The sequence below is a fragment of the Bacillus cereus group sp. BfR-BA-01347 genome, from assembly GCF_022663835.1.
Taxonomy (GTDB): Bacteria; Bacillota; Bacilli; order Bacillales; family Bacillaceae_G; genus Bacillus_A; species Bacillus_A thuringiensis_K.
In genome coordinates this window covers 169,588-187,182 of the sequence record NZ_JAKUGG010000001.1, presented here as the reverse complement: position 1 = coordinate 187,182, position 17,595 = coordinate 169,588, and the positions used below count along the sequence as shown (strand labels likewise).

Genomic DNA, 17,595 nt, shown 5'->3' with positions numbered 1-17,595 from the left:
CGTTGTAACTTGTCTAAGAATATACACTTAAACACCCTCTCAAGTTATTTTAGTCGTAATAAGTTGACCAGCTTCATTAATAGTAACTTTCCATTTCGCTCCACTAGCAGTCTTCATGATTATACCTTTACTTGCCTCTATTTCAATATCTCCAAACATTCTGCCACCAGTTGTCGCTAACCAAGCATTCCCGTTTTCCAGAGAAGATCTTGCAAAGATACGATTAATTCGAAAACGCTTATGATCTTGAGAATAACCACTTAATGTAATTCTTACTTTATATAGTTGATTCGCCTTCATATTCGATATAATTGTATCGCCTACATTTAATGGAACATCCGATGCGATAACCCAATTTCCAGTTGCGCTTAATGCATATTCAATTTTAATTTTTTTTGGACTCTCTCCCCATCCAAAATACATTCCGAAACAATTTAACATTTGTATTGGTTTTTTCGTAAAATCCAGTTCAATAACAACTGGATTACTATCTGGAACGTCAATATAGTTTACACTTTGTTCATCTATTAAATTAAAGCAATTTGCTAGATTTCCACCGTACGGTACTTTCCCACTTACTTGCTTAACAATATACTTTTGCTGAGCATTTACTAATATATCATCTTGATTGCCTATTAAGTGAGGTTTATTTAACGTAATCGGTAACTGAATTCGAAGAGATTCTTCATAGGTAGACTTACAAACATTATATTGCCCTTTATCTACAATAGTTGTCGAAAGCAGATTTGAAAAAAGGTAGTTACGATGAGAATTAGAAGAAAATTCAATGACAATTTGTTCACTACTCATCCGGTACGTATCCCAGATCATACAATCAAATGTATTATACGCACCTGAGCAACGAATTACTTTTTTCGTTTGTTGTCTACATTGTACTTGAATATCATGAAACGTATTTCCTGAACTTTCATTTGGTAAATCACTATTTCCATCTACTTCAATCCCATACACACATCCATCAATAAATATAGATTGAAATACATTGGCGTTAATCCAACAAGGTGTATTGATATCATTTATATATTCTGTCTTCAAATGTATTGCAGTTTGAAAGTTTTTAATTTGAATAAATTTAACTTGAAAGAAACTAATAAAATCCCATGCCTTTTGACAATAAAAATGTATAGCTTTTCCTTTATACGATGGGGTTGCATTTACTATATTTATATTTGATATAACAGATTGATTAGGTACTTCGATTTGTTGTGAACCAGAAACATAAATAACAACAGATTGAAACAATGGATTTATAACTTGAAGAGTACCACCAACTATCGAAGCGTTACTTTGTAGCTCAAATGCATTAAAATCTCCATCAATTTGCAGCGTTACGGTAGGATCTAACTCTAATCTTACGTTTGATTTAATAACAATCGGCTTTACAATTTTGTACGTATTTACCCCGGTAATTCTAACCGTCGAAATTCGATTCGCTACACAATAATCAATAGCTTGCTGAATTGCTAATGAGCTATCATTTCCCGAGTTTGGAACTGCGCCAAAACAATTAATGTGAACGCTACTTTCTGGCACACAATCTTCTTGGGAAGAAATATATTGTGACAAAATAAATTCACTCCTCATATTACCTTTTTCATATAATATGTGAGTTGTCTCTTAAAAGTTTCTATAATAAAAAAAACAAACGACCTACCCGGTCATTTGTTTAATTCATATATATTTTTCGTTTCCTCTATCATTTTAGTTAACGAGAAATACATCATTGCTTTCTCTCGTGCTTTTAGTCTAATAGCAATTACCTTTTCTTCATTCCCTTGTAGTTCCTCAAGCGCACTTGCGAATTCATATTCGCAATATTCAGATATCAAAACACCTGATTCTCCATCTATTACTGCTTCATGTATTCCACCAACATCTATTGAAACTATTGGTGTCCCTGTAGCCATTGCTTCAATTACTACCATTGGAAACACTTCACGAAAAGATAATAAAAGTAAGGCATCCATATTCCCTATAAACTCATGCGGCTCAGAAATATTTCCTAGCATCTTTACACTCTGTTGCAATCCATATTTTTCTATTTCTTTCATAATCGGTTCTTTCTCTGGTCCATCACCAGCAATATAAAACATAAAATCATTTCTCTTTTTCAACACATTTGCAATTTTGACAAATAGTAGATGGTTTTTCTCTTTGGATAATCTAGCTAATATCCCTATTTTATATGTAGATTCTTTCTTTTTCTGCTGGAATAAAAACTTTTCAATATCGACACCGTTATAAATTGTATTTATTTTTTCTTCTGCTACATGAATTGAAATTAAATTATTCTTTTCAAACTCACTTACTGTAATAATATTGTTTACATATTTATTCATGAAATAACGAAAAAGCGTTGGCATTTTCTTTTCTAATATCGTTACATTATGTTTCGTATAAACAATTTTCATCTTTTTTTTAATAAACTTTTGAAGTAGCAAAGCATATAATACCATTCGCAAACTATTTGCATGAATAAGTTCTATCTTTCGTTTACAAATTTCGTTTCGTAAATAATAAATATTCCTCAAATGATTCCATCGACTAAGTAAGATGAAATTTTCTTTTCTAGTAAGAGATTCATATAGTTCTCCATCACCTGCAGCTGTATAAATCTTAAAATCCTCATAACGCAAATTACTTTCCAATTTACAGAAATAGCTCTCGGCTCCGCCAGTTATCAATTTATCTGTCATCAACAGTATATTCATAATTGCGTCTTCCCAACTACATTGATTTTATTTTTTTTATAAGCATGATAAGCATACTTGCTGAAATAGTAAAAAATTTGTACCGAATTCAGTCTTTCTTGTTCCCTTAACAATTTCCAATACCGGAAAGCTGCTCTAATTTTATTTCTAGAAACAGAATTTGTAACAATTCTATATTTTGCTAACACTTGCTGTATCCCTTTTGCTTCATACCCTTTATGTAATAAGTTCAGCCATAACGCTGTATCTTCCGGCTGTATACTAGGCATTTCTACATACGGAATTTTTTCACGATCAATCATCACTGTTAAACACCCGATAATTGTATTTCCTACTAAATAATGATAGTCAACAGATTTTGGTACACTCACTTCGCAATTTAGTTCATTACCATTTTCATCAATTAAACTATACGACGCATATGAAAAAGCAATATTCATTTCTTCCATAAATAACAATTGTGTCTTCAATTTATGCGGCAACCATATATCATCACTATCTAAAAAGGCAATATACCTTCCTCTTGCCTCTTGGATCGCTAAATTCCGAGCTTTAGCAGCACCAACATTTTCTTTTAATGATAATAATCTAATTCGTGAGTCTCCTTCTATTATCTCTTTAATTTTTTCCGCAGATTGGTCGGTTGAACCGTCATCAACGATAATCATTTCCCAGTTTTCATACGATTGATTCTGTACAGATAAAATTGTCTCACCTATAAATCGTATACTATTATAAGAAGGTGTTATTACAGAAACATAAGGCGGCTCGTTATGTGCTGATAGACATTTTACCATCTATCTTTCCCCTTCCTTCATATATTGAAATATACTTCACAACAACTGCTAAAAATAAAAAGAACGCTTCGTTAATAATGAGTGACAATGACATCATCTGAAATAAAAATGCAATCATAGTCAATAGAAGGTATGGTTTTTCACGAAACAAAGTATGCTGCGCTAGCTTGAATATTAATATGAATAAAAACGCGCTATATAGAAGAAAACCAATTGTACCCGATTCAGACAAAATTTCTAAAAATGTATTGTGTACATACAATTTTTCATTAAATTGATACTCATAATAATTCGAAAAGTTAAAAGCACCGATTCCGATATATGGATTGGATAAATAATATTTAAAAGCAGCTTCCCATAATGTAAATCTACCACTTCCATTATCATGGGAAAAATCAGAGATTCGTTTATTTAATATGTCATCTAATTGCCCACCCATTACACTATTCGATAAACTAAAAATAACTACACTAAACAATACTAAACTCATAATTATTTTTATTTTTTTAGCGAAACTAGACATACATATATATACAAAAACGACAAGCACAAGCGCTAATATACCACCCCTTGAAAAGGTTAATAGACTCGTCGTAACACATAAAATTAACCCTAGGATGTTAGTGATATTTTGTAAATTAGTCATATAGTACATAAAAAATATTGTATTATAGAAAATAAAAATGTTAGGATCATCTAGCAATCCAATTAACCGTGGATATCCTCTATCAACTAATAAACCAGCAAAAATTTCTCTCTCTTCTCCACCGTATAAACTAAAGTATTGTAAACCGATTATATAGAGTATTAGACTTACAATATTAAATACTACTCCTACATAAGCAATAGATGATTCAAGTACCACTATTTCAGTATTCCCCAATAAATTCCTCATTATAAAATAGCATCCTAAAACGAGTAGCACGCCAAAAATCATACGAATACTAGCATTTAAATACATAGAAAGAATTCCACTTAAACAATAAATGAAATAAAACAGTAAAAATATAACTTCATGAAAATATAACTTTTGAATATGAAAGTTTTTAATTGTTAAACAAAAATATATGACTAAAAAAATCATATATATTTTCAATGAAAATCCAATATATAAATTGTATTTACTTAACATAACAAATAATATTAGAAGAATAATCCATCCCATCGATACTTTCATACTATTTTCCATAAGCTATATCCCCTGTTTCGTAATATAATCCTTTTTGCGTATTTTTCTTATAAAAGAAAGAAGAAGTTTTTTTAGCTCATAATCATATAAGAATATGGCAGCTACTACAATTAGTATATTAAGAACAAGCGCAATTAAATGATATGTATGCAATATATATTGCACTCCAATAAAGGTTACACCAAAATAAATTGTATACGGCATTACAATTTGGAATACAATTTTTTTCTTCACTACACTTACCGCTATATATCCCACTAAAGCGACAATTTCAAATAAAACCATAGCGTATGCCGCTCCTATCACTCCACCAAGACTACTAAAGCTATAAAGCATAACCCCACCTATCACCAATGCTACACACTGCACAACAGTTCTCTTATTTTGGCATCCACTCGTCGTTAAACCGTCAGCAATGGCAATATTTAAACTTTGTAGCACAATAAGAAATGATAATATTTGGAGTGGTTCTACTGCATTGCTCCATTCTTCATGAAAAAATATAGAAATAAAGTATGGTGCTAAATGATATAAACCAATCGTCATACATATTCCTACAATCGCCATTGATTTAATTTGAAGCAAATTTAATTTCGTATGCGCTTCTAAATTATTCTGGTTATAATGCTTAAAGAGCACTGGGAAAAATGCACCTGCAATTACCCCTGGTACTTGATATAAAGCTGCCGGCATCCGGTACGCCACTGCAAAAACACCTACCATACTTAATGGCAATGTATAGTTAAGCAAGATAGGCGCTAATTGTGGCGTACTCATTATTAAAAAACCGCTAATAATAAAGGGAGTTAATTGCCAAAATAACGCTTTATGAATTACGACTTTCATATTCATTTTCGTCTTTCTTCTCATGATATATATACTGAATACACCACCGATCATATACCCAAAAGCATATAAGCGAGCTGTTACATACACCGGTAACTCTCCGAAAATACAAAAACATGTAATTATAATGACAACTGATGCTGATACAACTTTTATGAGCGCTATATACTTCATTCGTTCCGTCAGTTGAAAATAGGCAACCCCTATGTTTTGCCAAGTTAATCCTATTAACATGAAAAACATTACGTTTATCATCATATAAATTAAATTTTTATCCGCATACATATAATGAATAGCAATATAACCGATGATAGAAATAAAAATAAGTAGAATCATCCTTATTTTTATATACGATGATAAAATCTGCTCTAAATCTGCTCCATCCTTTGCCCCTTCTCGAAGAAACGTATTACTAAGTCCTAAGTCTGTAAAAAATAACATAACAAACGTCACTGCTATGGCAACACTAAACATCCCATAATGTTGTGTGTTAAAAAAGTTTGCTAAAACAATTAAACTGACGGCCTGAAGAAGGTTAGCTAAAATCGTACTATAAAATAGATGGATAATATTGTTTAGAATAGATCTACCCATACCAGTTCTCCTTTGCAAGTAACCTACTTACATATGTTGTTTGTTTACATATATATTTATCTTGCACCATTACCATTCAATACAATTAAAACGGTTTTACATAAAATACGGATGTCCATCCGAAATGTTTTCATTTCAATATACTCCATATCCAGCCTCAACTTTTCCTTTGGATCAAGATTATACCCTCCATTTATTTGTGCCCATCCTGTTAATCCTGGTTTTACTATTAAACGTTCCTTAAACTCTGGAATATACGCATCAAACTCATTATAAAAAAACTCTCTCTCTGGTCTAGGGCCTACAAAAGACATATCTCCTCTTAAAATATTTAAAAGTTGCGGTAATTCATCAATTCTCGTTTTTCTTATAAACAATCCAACTTTTGTAATTCTTTGATCATGTTCTTTTGCCCATTGTGGTCCGTTCATTTCAGCATCCTTTACCATCGACCTTAATTTAAATACATTAAACTTCTTCCCGTTTATACCTAAACGTTCTTGAAAGTAAAATGGAGCACCTGATGTTTCTAAAGTAATCATAATACAAAAGAACAACATAATTGGTATTGTTAATAGTAACAATATGATTGAAAATATAATATCAAACAAGCGTTTTACACTTCGATTCAATATACTAGGCTTTTCTTGAGCCGGAATCGTATACAACTTGGCTTGATTTGTTTCACGAATCATGGATCGTTACCCCCACATTCAAGAATATAAAATTATACCTATTAATTCACATTCTTTCCTCTTTATATCCGCTATTACTTTTTGCACTGTACGTAGTGAATCTTTTCGCTTTTTAACTGCTAAGACCACTCCATCGCATTTCCCTGCAATAATGTGCGTAGCAGGAAGATCAAATACTTCAGAAGAATAAAAGAAAATGTAATCAAAATCTTCTTTCCACTTAGCAATCGCATTATCAAATTCATCCATAGCAACTAAGGGGGTCCCTGTGTGTACTGTTTTTTTTGCAGGAATACAATATAAGTATTTAGACAAATTACTAGAAAAAGATTCATAATTGCAGGGGGAAGAGCTTATTATATCGTTTACTGTTATCATGTGATCACTTTGTAATAATACATGTAATTTAGGATCAGAAAAATTCACATCAATAAGTAACACCTTTTTCTTCATTTCCGCAAACACTAGACCCATATTTACTATAAGCGAGGCAACAACCCCTCTGTCCTTCGTTGAACTAACTGTGAACAGTTGTTTTCCAGATTTTTTTAGCTCGTGATACACCGTATAAAACTGTTCTTTCATCAGATCATCATGCAGATCGAATGGCAGCTGTTTCTTTGTCCTAAACATCAACATGTTCACCTCGATATATAGATGATTGTTTATCAACCTCTGTAGGTTTCTTTTTTCTATTCGGTTTCATATTTATGTGACCAATAACAGAGACTGTTGTTATTTTCTCTAAATCTTGTTCCGTGTATATACGTTCATCAAAATAATCTCGAAATACAGCTAAACCTACCCCAACAAAAAAACTAACAATTAAAGAAATAGGAATGATTAGTTGAAATTTTGGAAACAATTTTTCAGCCTGTTCCTGTAACTCAGGATCCGTCAACACTTTCACACCTTGTACATTTGTGTACTGTTGAAAACTTTGTTGTGATTGCTCTGCCAATGTCTTTACAATGTCTTTCACGACTTTCGGATTGGAATTTTTTACTGTAACAGTTACAATTTGTGAGTTATCCGTATTCACAACCGAGATTTTTTGTGCTAATTCATGACTTGATTGCTCTAATTTCAAAGTTTTTTTGACTGTTGAAATAATTAATGGGCTTTTTAAAATATCAACATACGATGTTACTAGTTGCTTATTTTCTTGTGTTTTATTTGTTGAATTTTCCTTATTAAACTCATCTAAATTCCCAACAAGAATTTGCGTTGAATATTGATATGACGGCTTTAGAACATACATTGAGATAAGAACTAAAGAAGCGGTTAAACAACACATCGTTAAAATAATCGTTACGAATCTTCTTTTCAATAATTGTTGAAAATCTTTTATACTCATTTCTTGCTTCAATTATTTCACCGCCCTTTTCTGAATAACATCCTGCAAGTCACTCTTTACAGATAACTCTCTCTTCTTTCTGTCCACTTGTTTTGTTACATAGTTTCCGACTCTGAATGCAAACTTTTCTACATATACATACGAAAGTATTGCAAGTATAAACGAAAAAACAAGTGAAAAAATTAAAATAATAGGCAATGGTAATATTTCATGGAGCATGTATATAAGGGAGAACAACGATATAATATGGTATAAATAAAGACTGTAAGAAATCTTCCCCAAATATAACAAGTATTTATTACGTAGCAAGGACGACAAAGTTGATATTGACAAACTTAATATGACAAATAGACTTGCACTTATCGCCACTACGTAGTCTCGAAATATAAAATTATTGAGCACTTTAATTTCTCCAATAAGTCCTTCATACATAAAAAGTAAAATCGCAAATAAAAACCATGCAATTTTCGTGTTTTTAGTACAATTACTATAAAAAACTATTAAATTGTTTTTATACTTCGCAACTAGTGCTCCTAGTAAAAACAGCACCGTGTAATGCACTGTTAATGCATAGCTTGTCAATGTTAAGCCCGAACGAAACAAAAATAATATTACAACAGAACATATACTTAAACTAAACAATAATAGTAATGAACACCTCAACGTTTTTCGTAAACAAATCATCAAAATTAACGGAAAAATTATTGATATTCGCATTTCATGGACAAGTGACCAAATCACACCGTTATATGCATCTGTATTGTATTTCCCAACCAATAAAATATGTTGCGCTATTAAGCTTGAAGAGCTTTCAATCGTCCATGAGCGATTAAACCATTCACTTAAATAAGAAATACCATATTCACTAATTGTAGCCTGGCATATAATAGCTATAATTAGTGCTACAATATAGGGAATATATATTCTGCATATACGTTTTAAAAGGTATGCCCCATAACTACTATAGTTTTTTTGAATAGATTCGTACAAAACAAATCCGCTCAAAACAAAAAAGATAATAACAGATTCGTTACCACTACTAAAAATAAGACGAGCAGGCGTTTCTTTTAATAGGTACACAACAAATGGTTTATTATCTCCATAACTGTAATTTTGAAATGCTAAAAAAATCATTAAATGATGACCGATCATTACTATTAATGAAGAAATCCCTCTTATAGAATCCAATTCCTCGTATCTCTTCATCTTTTTACATCAACTCCTAATGAAATGATAATAATCATTTCAAAGCGACATCTTTATTCATATTCCTCTCCTTTCTTTTCATTCCAATTTTTCATATTAAAATGATTTTATAGTATAAATTTGAGTGTATTGTAACATTTTTTGTAATATTATGAATAGCGAATCCTAAAAATTGGTATATACCAATTTCAACCTCGAAAAATGAGTAATATTGATAGAAAAACACTATAAAAATATCTTGCATATTTACAAAATTAAAGAGCTGAATAGCGTTTTTTCAATATAAAATAAAAAAGATAGCCTACATAGGCTATCTTTTTTATTTTATTTAATTACTGGCACCACTATATGCTACATGTCGTTTCTCAATTCTCTCTTCAATTTCTTTCATATTTTCTTTATTATTTAATAGTGATTGTTTATTTTCAATTAATAATTGTTTAAAAGATTTTCTCACTTTTTTTCTCATTTTCATTGTCCTCCTTGGGGGATGGTTTATATAAAAGATAAAGAATTATCTGTGTGTTCTTATAATAATTGATTGTTGTGAATTCTATTTGAACTTCATATGAAAATTCTATTTATTTTCTGACAACTTTGTGAACACGCAAAAAGAGACTATCTAAAACTATATTGCAATTAATTTACTTCATTATATTTTGTCGAAACATTTATATATTTAAAATTGAGTTCGACATAATTTTATTTACTATAATACTGTTTACAAAAACAAAAAGAAGGTGTTACCAAGTCAAAGTTCGACTTATGCAACATCCTTCTTTCCAAGCTATTTATAGCATATTTATTAATATTTCAGGTCTTCCCCAATTCATTTCTTCACAAACAAATCTAATTTTTTCTGCATCCATTGTGTGTAATCCTTCTTCTAGTGAACATGAAATTGGAACTTCACAGTGAATTTGGGCTAATTGTAACGAAATATTTAAGTTCTCTAAATCACTTTCAATCTTCGTACGCTGCGCTTTTGTTAATGATTCTACATTTTCTAGTACAGCGGATACTGTTCCGTGCTCTTGAATAAGCTTATACGCTGTTTTTTCACCGATACCTTTTACACCTGGATAATTATCACTTGTATCTCCCATGAAAGCTTTTGCATGGACGATTTGCCACGGCTCTACACCTTTTTCTTCCATGATTTTCTCCGGTGTGTAATATTCGTAATTTCCAATTCCTTTACGCAGAAGCATAACTGTAACGTTCTTATCAACAAGTTGAAGTAAATCTGTATCACCTGTTAAAATATAAACTTCAGCTTCATTGCAGTATTGTTTTGCAAGCGTACCGATACAATCATCCGCTTCGTAGCCTTTCATACCGATAACTGGAATGGATAATTTCGCAGTCATTTCTTGCACTAAATCGAATTGAGGAATTAATTCTTCTGGTGGCGCTGCACGATTTGCTTTATAATTCGAGAACGATTCTGTTCTAAATGTCGTACTTCCCATATCCCAGCATGTAACGATATGTGTTGGTTCGATCGCTTGCGTAGCTGTTAATAAGTGTTTCATATAACCATGAATCCCGTTCGTAGGGGTTCCATCTTGTCTTTTCATAAATTGTCCGTAGACACTTGTTGCGTAAAAAGCACGAAATAATAGTGCCATACCATCAACTAATAATACTTTTTTCATAATTCCTCTCCTATTAAAAAAATAATAACCTTACGTTATCACGTAAGGTTATATAAATAGATTACCATTCTACGTTTTTGCTCAACTTTGTCTATTATACATTGTTTTTGTATATTTAGCATCATTAACACATTAAGACGTTCTACTACAACAAGTATGCAATATGCCTGAATACGTATTTTTCCCAGTAGAAACAACGACAGCTTTTGCATTTCCACTAACGATATACGAACCTTTAAAACATACATTTTCAAGCTCAAGTGGATTATAATCTTTCATCCGTTTTAATGGAATAAATCGTTTACGTTCAAGGTGATAGCAGCTCTCAAACTTCTCTATATTCGCTTCGTTTCCCGTTAACACAGACTCATTCACTAATAAGTCATCTGCATAAATAATACGTACATCAGCTGGCACAGCATCTCCAGCCGAAAGAAAAATCATATCTCCAGGTACAAGTTCTCGCACTGGTATCTCCATCATTTTCAGTTCACTATTTAGCCCTGTACTACTAGAACATTCTACTCTAGATACAGTAATCGTTTCACGTTGTAATTCATCACACACACGTTGTTTTGAAAAACCTGGAATCATGCCACCAAGCTTCATCATGACTTCTGTAAGAAGTGCTCTTTTGGAAGTTAGTTCATTTCGGCCATATACTTGAATACGTTTTTGTGCCTCTTTCATTGATAGTCCGTCTCTTGTTGTTTTAAAATATGCAAATACAGATTTGACATCTCTTGTTGCAATTTCAATTAATAAATCTTTATTTTTTTGGAGCATTGTTTGTTCTTTTATTGATTTTTTACTTAGTTTATATGACATGTTACCCACAGTTTTGTTTGCATATAACATATTATCGTCTCCTCCTTTACAACATAGGAAGAAACGCTTTGTTTCTCAATTTATCCACTTTACTGTGAAAGTGTCTCGCGCTTTATAAACGCTACATCGTGATAAATATAGAGGGAGGAACAAATCGTTTCCTGCCTACATCATATATTTTTGATTTGAAGTATATGGGTAACGGAACCGAGTCAGAATTTGACATGCTCCTCACCTCCTCGTTTAATTTTATAGTTTATACTATGAAATTACTCATAGCTTGGTAACAAAAAAGACCCCTACCCTTAAGAGAGTAGCGGCCATTACATACACAAATAAACGATTTCTAATATGATTAGAAATCTACGGACCTCTCCCTCACCGAGTTTTAGCACTGTATAGCATAGGTACATTACCAGCTACGTTAAGAAAAACCTTAATTCGATCATTCCTGTTGACCCATTGGCGTCTCTCGACATTTTTGGGCAGTAGCATTTCTCTATACAGGAGCCTCACCTAACAGAGACTTATTTTCATTACATTGAAAATGTTACTCTTATTTAAAATAGATGTCAACCGTAGCCTACAATTTTTTCAAAAGGTATGGCAAACTAACATATATAAAGTGAAACTTTAATCAGTGGGGGGGTGTTTATCCCCACTGTTTATTAGCCCTCACCAATCGGGCTGTCCTGTAAATAGCGGGATAAAATAAAAAACTTTACGTTTAAACGTAAAGTTTTTAATAAGTTATACAACCAGCAATTACAATCCCAATTGAAAGCGATAAAAACATAAGAAAAAGACCGACTGCTTGATTATCTTCTTCGAGACTTTTGTTTATATTAAAGCGTGGTGTAAGCCACTCAGCTAAATAAAAGACAATAATTTGAGCCAAAATCCCAATTGCCCCCCACGAAATCATATCAAGAAGTGAAATTGAATTAGCTGCTGTCGAATATAAAACAATAGCTAACCCAAGTAATCGTCCTCCAAGCACATAGCTTACCGCCTTATTCCCTTGAGCCATTAACTTAAATTCCTTAACTTTCGTTGTCACTTCCATCAAGAACAGACCAATACATAAAAGTCCGAGTGTTACTGCTAAATATAATAAAAAATTAATCATTTTTCCTCCTCCTTTTTATACCTACCGGTAAATAGTACGATTCATTTCCTGTAATCTTTTCTCCCGCGCGAATACCGATACTACTCGCTTTTCCAGCAATTAAAAAAGAACCAAACACATACGACAGTTTCTCCATCCCTTTTTCTGTTTCCAAGAATACGACTGGAAGTTCTGTATACTTTTGAAATATTGGCAGTGACGTTTTATATGTTTGATGTGCATTTTGAAGCATAATATTTTCATCCTTATCGCGAATCGTAATTGTATCTCCTTCTCTACCAAATGAAGGTTTTTGAACGAAAGAACCTTTTCCTAAAAATAAATCTGGTTCTAAATATGTAGGTAACATATATTCTTTAATCCACTGTTGTTCCTCGTTTGTATAAAAGGCCTCTTCTTCTGCTAACCCCCAAATAAGACACTGAATTGATTTTGGCTGAAGTAAAAATGCTGACAAAGGATTTATTATAAAAAGCTTTCCGGCTTTTACAAGTTGCAGCAGTTCCACACCTACCAAATCTCCTGTTTCAGAATCTTGATCCTCAATTAAATCTTCTATCGGATATGTTTGGCGATATAAAACGTCAATCTTCGCCCCATCTTTATCGATTAGAGCATCTTTTGTAATTCTAAGTTCTGACATTGGCACTACTTTATTTTCAACATGGCATAACTGACTCAAATACATAGTCGTATTCCAATCCTCAATATGTTCATGATGTGCTGTAAAAACAACATTTGGATTGTCTAATCCCTTTGTCGCTTCCATTACAGCTTTCGTAACACCAGAAGATAGTAATCGTTCTTGATCCGAGTTTGGATCATCATAACCTAGATTTTCACATACTTTCCCATTCATTTGAAAACATTCCACAATAAAAGTTGGTGTATCACTATTAAACTCAAGCATTTTGATTTGGTTATCCTCTGTTACAGCAAAATCAAATCGCGAAATTACAGATTCAGGATAAAGCCCTTTCATTCTAATGAAAGATAAGCTCACAGGAGGAAAACCAAGCTCAAGAAGCTGTTCGTCACTTAAATTACGCAAAAGTCTAGCAGTCTTAAAAAATATTTTTCCCATTCGTTCAGTCGCCAATCGTAATTGTTCCAAAGTCTGATTTGTTATAGAAAAAACATGAAACAAACTATACTCACATTCATATAAATCCGACCAAAAATTTGGATATTTCAAATAAAACTCTTTTCGATCCCTTATGTATTGCGACATATTTTAGCCCCCAAATCCTCCCTTTGAACCGCTTCCAATTCCACCTTTAAATTCAGCAGACGATTGATACGATTTAAACGCCGATGAATTTTTAAAAGAGGATTTATTTTGATAGTATCGCCCACCATAGAAATAATGCCCACGATAACCTGAACTACTATCATCACACTGCCATACCCCAAGTTCATCATCCCAATCCCAATCAGAACAACTATTATCATTCGGTTTTGGGGGAAGATCTTGTGCGCAACCAAATAAAGTGCCAGTCATTAAAGACGTTACGACACCACCTACTAGCCATTTCGTTTTTGTCACTTTCGCACTCCCCTTTTTAATTTCTATTCCTATTATATAGGATAGCATGATAAAGTAGAAGAAAAAGGAAGAAGAGGGATAAAATGCGCTTAGAATATCGACTTAATGATGAAACGAAAGGGTATCCTGCTTTATGGAACTACGCCAATATTTCTAATTCTGAAATTATCGCACGCATGACTTGTGAATATTTTATTAAAGAGAAAAATACTTATGTTGTTACTGCAACTTCGGTTGATCCAGACGGAACAGCAGTTATTTATATTCAAAAAGAAGTTTTCGCAAATGACCCTTCAGACCCTACATACTCCCACATCGGATTTGAAATTAGAGAACTAAGTGAAACGAGTTCAAACATAGTAGATAGTCAAGATGTATGGAAATATGAAGAAATTTTACCATCTCTTCATTCAGATATTATATATATTCAACGAGACGGCATGTCTATGGAATTCTCCTTGGATTCTAGAGAGATTGATGAAGACAGAAAGTGCTACATTTATTACGGAAACTTCACAGGTGAATCAAGATAATATTGATATATCTATACAACAAAAAAACCTTACGTATAAAACGTAAGGTTTTTATATAGCCCCACATATGCCGTTCTCTCTAGATGTCCATAAACCTGCTCTCACAGGTGGATGCTCTCACAAATGTTTGTAACTTCCTTCTTAAAAAGATGGCATGTTAGCTACATTTAAATATTGAACTTCCATATTAAACTTATTGGTTTAAGACATGCATAAGCTACGTACACCGTAGGAATTTTATATAAGGTTAGTTGAAATAAGACCCCCGCACGTGCCGCTCCTCGTAAATGTCCAAAAACCCGCTACTCGCAGGTGGATGCCCTCACAGTTACCGTACATCTTCCTCCACAAGGAAGGCTTGATGATGGTCGCTAAATATTGAGCTTCCGTATAACTAACATCGGTTTTAGACATAAATAAGTTACGCACACCGCAGGATGTATTATTTACTTGTCGTTATATTATCACATTGTTTCTAATGTGTAAAATACAAATTTTTTCGAGCAATCTCTTGCTTGTGACCTTATTTTAATACAAATTATTTTTGCATGCAAGTGATTAATCTTCTTCTTTTGCAATTTGATTTTCTGGATAAGAAATCCAATCACTCCAGCTACCTACATACAATTTAACATTTTGGAATCCAGCCAATTTTAACGCAATGATATTTGGACATGCCGTAACACCAGAACCACAATATACAATGGTTTCCTTATCTTTCGACAGATTTTGGAATCGTTCTTGTTGCTCAGCTTCATTCTTAAATTGTCCTGATTGCAACATTCCATCTTTCCAAAAATAGTTTGCTGCTGTCGGAATATGACCTGCTTTATGATCGACAAGTTCCTCTACACCAGCATAACGTTTTGGCTCTCTTGAATCAATTAATGTAACATCTGCACCTGCCTGGATATTCTCTCTTACTGTTTCCATCGATACAAGCATATGATCTTGTATGTTTGTTTTGAATGTTCTTCGTATAACAACAGGAATTTCCGTTGTTGTCGGTAGTCCATTCTCTTTCCAAGCCGGGAAACCACCATCTAATATATATACTTTCTCATGTCCTACATAGTTACATAACCACCATAAACGAGCAGCATTTGCACCGGCTTGACTATCATACGCAATTACTGTCGTATGTTCATCAATACCAGCCTCCGAAAGCTTGTCTGCAAACTCCTCAATATTTGGTAAAGGATGGCGGCCACCATGTTCTGCTATAGGACTTGATAAATCTAAATTCAAATCAAAATATAACGCATGAGGAATATGTCCTTCTTCATACTCTTCTCTACCCCAATTAGGATTCGCTAAATCAAAACGACAATCGATTATACGGACATTCTCATCTTCTATATGCTCACGTAACCATTCGACTGTAACTATCATCTTTAACGACCTTCTTTCTCTTTCAAACGACTTACATACTCCATAACCATTTCTTCTGTAACATATTTACGCTCTAGTGTAACACCATTTTTTGCAAGATCATTAATTTGCTTCGTTACAACATTAATGACATCAACCGAAAATTCTTTCCCATTTGACGCAAGAGATACAGCAGCTTCAATAGCTGCTTCACGCTGTGCATCTAATTGTAAACATGCTTTTACACTTTCATTTTGTTTACGAGAATGTGCTGTAATTGCTTTATGTACTTCCATCTTCTCTTCCCCCTAAATAGTTATACGTTTTTATTCAATTCCATTGCAAGCCGGATCATATCACGACATACAATCCCATTTTCAATAATCTCTTCTTCATAATGCTTCGAAAAGTAATCAAAATCAATAGAAAAAATACGAAATCCACATTTTTGATATAAAGCAAGTTGTGAAACACTAGAATTGCCTGTACCAACTTCAAGTTTTGACATACCATATCCTTTAGCAGTTTCTACAGCATGCCTTAATAGCTTCTTCCCAATCCCTTTTCCTTGTAAATGCTCTGCAACCGCAATATTCATGATTTCCATCGTCTTTGGCCTTGTTTCCAAAAGAACATATACACCGATAACGCTCCCCCCCTGCTTAGCTACATATGTTAATCCTCTTTGTACATATGTAGCTATTTGCCGTTCACTTGGATCAGCAAGTAGCAATAAAGACTTCGGTATAGCCTCTTTTGGAATACGTTCTATTACAACAGACATAAAAAATTCCCCCTTCTCTATTGTTCTAAACCCTCCTTGTCTACCATAAGTAATAGAAAGGAGGGATTCACCATGGACAACAATGAGAAAAAATGCAACGTCATCTCTATTGATGGAAAGAAGAAGAAAAGCGACACGTATTCCTATCCAAAATTAGTAGTTGAAAACAAAACATATGAATTTTCTTCATTCGTCTTATGCGGTGAAACACCAGATGGCAGACGACTCGTTCTTACTCATATGATTTCTACCGATGAATTTGCTGGATTTGTAAAATCTTTAGATACTGTACTGCAAAAGAAAATTGAACGAATCTTTTTCTCATAACGA

Annotated in this window: 20 protein-coding genes, 2 other RNA genes and 1 riboswitch; of the genes, 2 read left to right on the top strand and 20 right to left on the bottom strand. The window is 33.0% G+C overall.

The window, feature by feature from the left end; translation table 11 throughout:
• Positions 1-39: 39 nt before the first annotated feature.
• The 15 genes from MR143_RS01005 to MR143_RS00935 form a co-directional block, all read right to left on the bottom strand.
• Positions 40-1,587 (bottom strand): glycoside hydrolase family protein, encoded by a 1,548-nt coding sequence (locus MR143_RS01005; RefSeq protein WP_000084977.1) that lies wholly within the window; start codon positions 1,585-1,587, stop codon positions 40-42.
• A 92-nt stretch (positions 1,588-1,679) separates the two neighbouring features.
• Positions 1,680-2,732, bottom strand: coding sequence for a glycosyltransferase family 4 protein (locus tag MR143_RS01000; protein WP_001023712.1), 1,053 nt, complete (start codon positions 2,730-2,732; stop codon positions 1,680-1,682).
• Positions 2,729-3,529, bottom strand: a complete 801-nt coding sequence (locus MR143_RS00995) for a glycosyltransferase family 2 protein (protein WP_000237678.1) — start codon at positions 3,527-3,529, stop codon at positions 2,729-2,731. The genes MR143_RS01000 and MR143_RS00995 overlap by 4 nt, the downstream gene beginning before the upstream one ends.
• Entirely contained in the window at positions 3,504-4,718 is a 1,215-nt protein-coding gene (locus MR143_RS00990) for an O-antigen ligase family protein (protein ID WP_000431763.1), read from the bottom strand. Before MR143_RS00990 ends, MR143_RS00995 begins: the two co-directional genes overlap by 26 nt.
• A gap of 3 nt (positions 4,719-4,721) precedes the next feature.
• The gene (locus MR143_RS00985) at positions 4,722-6,158 is read right to left on the bottom strand and encodes an oligosaccharide flippase family protein (RefSeq protein WP_000533737.1); all 1,437 of its coding nucleotides are present in this window, start codon (positions 6,156-6,158) and stop codon (positions 4,722-4,724) included.
• 56 nt (positions 6,159-6,214) lie between these two features.
• On the bottom strand, positions 6,215-6,853 hold the full coding sequence (locus MR143_RS00980) for a sugar transferase (protein WP_000617641.1): 639 nt from the start codon (positions 6,851-6,853) through the stop codon (positions 6,215-6,217).
• Positions 6,854-6,871: 18 nt separating this feature from the next.
• Positions 6,872-7,492, bottom strand: coding sequence for a CpsD/CapB family tyrosine-protein kinase (locus MR143_RS00975; protein WP_002163913.1), 621 nt, complete (start codon positions 7,490-7,492; stop codon positions 6,872-6,874).
• Entirely contained in the window at positions 7,479-8,222 is a 744-nt protein-coding gene (locus MR143_RS00970) for a YveK family protein (RefSeq protein ID WP_000807052.1), read from the bottom strand. Before MR143_RS00970 ends, MR143_RS00975 begins: the two co-directional genes overlap by 14 nt.
• Positions 8,223-9,416: an acyltransferase family protein gene (locus MR143_RS00965; RefSeq protein ID WP_000833038.1), complete on the bottom strand. Its 1,194-nt coding sequence runs from the start codon at positions 9,414-9,416 to the stop codon at positions 8,223-8,225.
• A gap of 328 nt (positions 9,417-9,744) precedes the next feature.
• Positions 9,745-9,885 (bottom strand): FbpB family small basic protein, encoded by a 141-nt coding sequence (locus MR143_RS00960; protein ID WP_001228048.1) that lies wholly within the window; start codon positions 9,883-9,885, stop codon positions 9,745-9,747.
• Between the two features lie 322 nt (positions 9,886-10,207).
• Positions 10,208-11,074 carry a 5'-3' exonuclease gene (locus MR143_RS00955; RefSeq protein ID WP_000757070.1) on the bottom strand — a complete coding sequence of 289 codons (867 nt, stop codon included), beginning with the start codon at positions 11,072-11,074 and terminating at the stop codon, positions 10,208-10,210.
• 132 nt (positions 11,075-11,206) lie between these two features.
• Complete coding sequence (locus tag MR143_RS00950) at positions 11,207-11,932, bottom strand: P-type ATPase actuator domain-containing protein (protein ID WP_199717559.1); 726 nt, start codon at positions 11,930-11,932, stop codon at positions 11,207-11,209.
• 335 nt (positions 11,933-12,267) lie between these two features.
• Positions 12,268-12,433: riboswitch (M-box (ykoK) riboswitch) on the bottom strand.
• A gap of 211 nt (positions 12,434-12,644) precedes the next feature.
• Positions 12,645-13,031, bottom strand: coding sequence for a DUF350 domain-containing protein (locus MR143_RS00945; protein WP_000606856.1), 387 nt, complete (start codon positions 13,029-13,031; stop codon positions 12,645-12,647).
• Positions 13,024-14,262: a glutathionylspermidine synthase family protein gene (locus MR143_RS00940; protein ID WP_000084946.1), complete on the bottom strand. Its 1,239-nt coding sequence runs from the start codon at positions 14,260-14,262 to the stop codon at positions 13,024-13,026. Before MR143_RS00940 ends, MR143_RS00945 begins: the two co-directional genes overlap by 8 nt.
• Positions 14,263-14,265: 3 nt before the next feature.
• Positions 14,266-14,577: a hypothetical protein gene (locus MR143_RS00935; protein WP_000169028.1), complete on the bottom strand. Its 312-nt coding sequence runs from the start codon at positions 14,575-14,577 to the stop codon at positions 14,266-14,268.
• 83 nt (positions 14,578-14,660) lie between these two features.
• On the opposite strand from MR143_RS00935, the gene MR143_RS00930 reads away from it, so the two are divergent.
• Positions 14,661-15,110: a hypothetical protein gene (locus tag MR143_RS00930; RefSeq protein ID WP_001235518.1), complete on the top strand. Its 450-nt coding sequence runs from the start codon at positions 14,661-14,663 to the stop codon at positions 15,108-15,110.
• Positions 15,111-15,164: 54 nt separating this feature from the next.
• On the opposite strand, the gene ssrS (MR143_RS00925) is transcribed toward MR143_RS00930, so the two are convergent.
• The 5 genes from ssrS (MR143_RS00925) to MR143_RS00905 form a co-directional block, all read right to left on the bottom strand.
• A non-coding RNA gene (gene ssrS, locus MR143_RS00925) (6S RNA) lies at positions 15,165-15,348 on the bottom strand.
• A 21-nt stretch (positions 15,349-15,369) separates the two neighbouring features.
• A non-coding RNA gene (gene ssrS, locus MR143_RS00920) (6S RNA) lies at positions 15,370-15,552 on the bottom strand.
• 116 nt (positions 15,553-15,668) lie between these two features.
• On the bottom strand, positions 15,669-16,502 hold the full coding sequence (locus tag MR143_RS00915; RefSeq protein WP_000637536.1) for a sulfurtransferase: 834 nt from the start codon (positions 16,500-16,502) through the stop codon (positions 15,669-15,671).
• Between the two features lie 2 nt (positions 16,503-16,504).
• Positions 16,505-16,777, bottom strand: coding sequence for a YpbS family protein (locus tag MR143_RS00910; protein ID WP_000451815.1), 273 nt, complete (start codon positions 16,775-16,777; stop codon positions 16,505-16,507).
• A gap of 20 nt (positions 16,778-16,797) precedes the next feature.
• Positions 16,798-17,265, bottom strand: a complete 468-nt coding sequence (locus MR143_RS00905; RefSeq protein WP_000117689.1) for a GNAT family N-acetyltransferase — start codon at positions 17,263-17,265, stop codon at positions 16,798-16,800.
• 72 nt (positions 17,266-17,337) lie between these two features.
• Here MR143_RS00905 and MR143_RS00900 point away from each other — a divergent pair, with 72 nt between their 5' ends.
• Positions 17,338-17,592: a DUF3931 domain-containing protein gene (locus tag MR143_RS00900; protein WP_000369740.1), complete on the top strand. Its 255-nt coding sequence runs from the start codon at positions 17,338-17,340 to the stop codon at positions 17,590-17,592.
• The last annotated feature ends 3 nt before the right edge of the window (positions 17,593-17,595 follow it).

Excerpts from the sequence above, each read along its gene's own strand:
- MR143_RS00915 (WP_000637536.1), bottom strand. The coding sequence starts at position 16,502 with ATGATAGTTACAGTCGAATGGTTACGTGAGCATATAGAAGATGAGAAT.
- MR143_RS00910 (WP_000451815.1), bottom strand. The coding sequence starts at position 16,777 with ATGGAAGTACATAAAGCAATTACAGCACATTCTCGTAAACAAAATGAA.
- MR143_RS00990 (WP_000431763.1), bottom strand. The coding sequence starts at position 4,718 with ATGGAAAATAGTATGAAAGTATCGATGGGATGGATTATTCTTCTAATA.
- MR143_RS00995 (WP_000237678.1), bottom strand. The coding sequence starts at position 3,529 with ATGGTAAAATGTCTATCAGCACATAACGAGCCGCCTTATGTTTCTGTA.
- MR143_RS00960 (WP_001228048.1), bottom strand. The coding sequence starts at position 9,885 with ATGAGAAAAAAAGTGAGAAAATCTTTTAAACAATTATTAATTGAAAAT.
- MR143_RS00945 (WP_000606856.1), bottom strand. The coding sequence starts at position 13,031 with ATGATTAATTTTTTATTATATTTAGCAGTAACACTCGGACTTTTATGT.
- MR143_RS00975 (WP_002163913.1), bottom strand. The coding sequence starts at position 7,492 with ATGTTGATGTTTAGGACAAAGAAACAGCTGCCATTCGATCTGCATGAT.
- MR143_RS00980 (WP_000617641.1), bottom strand. The coding sequence starts at position 6,853 with ATGATTCGTGAAACAAATCAAGCCAAGTTGTATACGATTCCGGCTCAA.
- MR143_RS00955 (WP_000757070.1), bottom strand. The coding sequence starts at position 11,074 with ATGAAAAAAGTATTATTAGTTGATGGTATGGCACTATTATTTCGTGCT.
- MR143_RS00965 (WP_000833038.1), bottom strand. The coding sequence starts at position 9,416 with ATGAAGAGATACGAGGAATTGGATTCTATAAGAGGGATTTCTTCATTA.
- MR143_RS00940 (WP_000084946.1), bottom strand. The coding sequence starts at position 14,262 with ATGTCGCAATACATAAGGGATCGAAAAGAGTTTTATTTGAAATATCCA.
- MR143_RS00950 (WP_199717559.1), bottom strand. The coding sequence starts at position 11,932 with ATGTTATATGCAAACAAAACTGTGGGTAACATGTCATATAAACTAAGT.
- MR143_RS00905 (WP_000117689.1), bottom strand. The coding sequence starts at position 17,265 with ATGTCTGTTGTAATAGAACGTATTCCAAAAGAGGCTATACCGAAGTCT.
- MR143_RS01000 (WP_001023712.1), bottom strand. The coding sequence starts at position 2,732 with ATGAATATACTGTTGATGACAGATAAATTGATAACTGGCGGAGCCGAG.
- MR143_RS00930 (WP_001235518.1), top strand. The coding sequence starts at position 14,661 with ATGCGCTTAGAATATCGACTTAATGATGAAACGAAAGGGTATCCTGCT.
- MR143_RS00900 (WP_000369740.1), top strand. The coding sequence starts at position 17,338 with ATGGACAACAATGAGAAAAAATGCAACGTCATCTCTATTGATGGAAAG.
- MR143_RS00985 (WP_000533737.1), bottom strand. The coding sequence starts at position 6,158 with ATGGGTAGATCTATTCTAAACAATATTATCCATCTATTTTATAGTACG.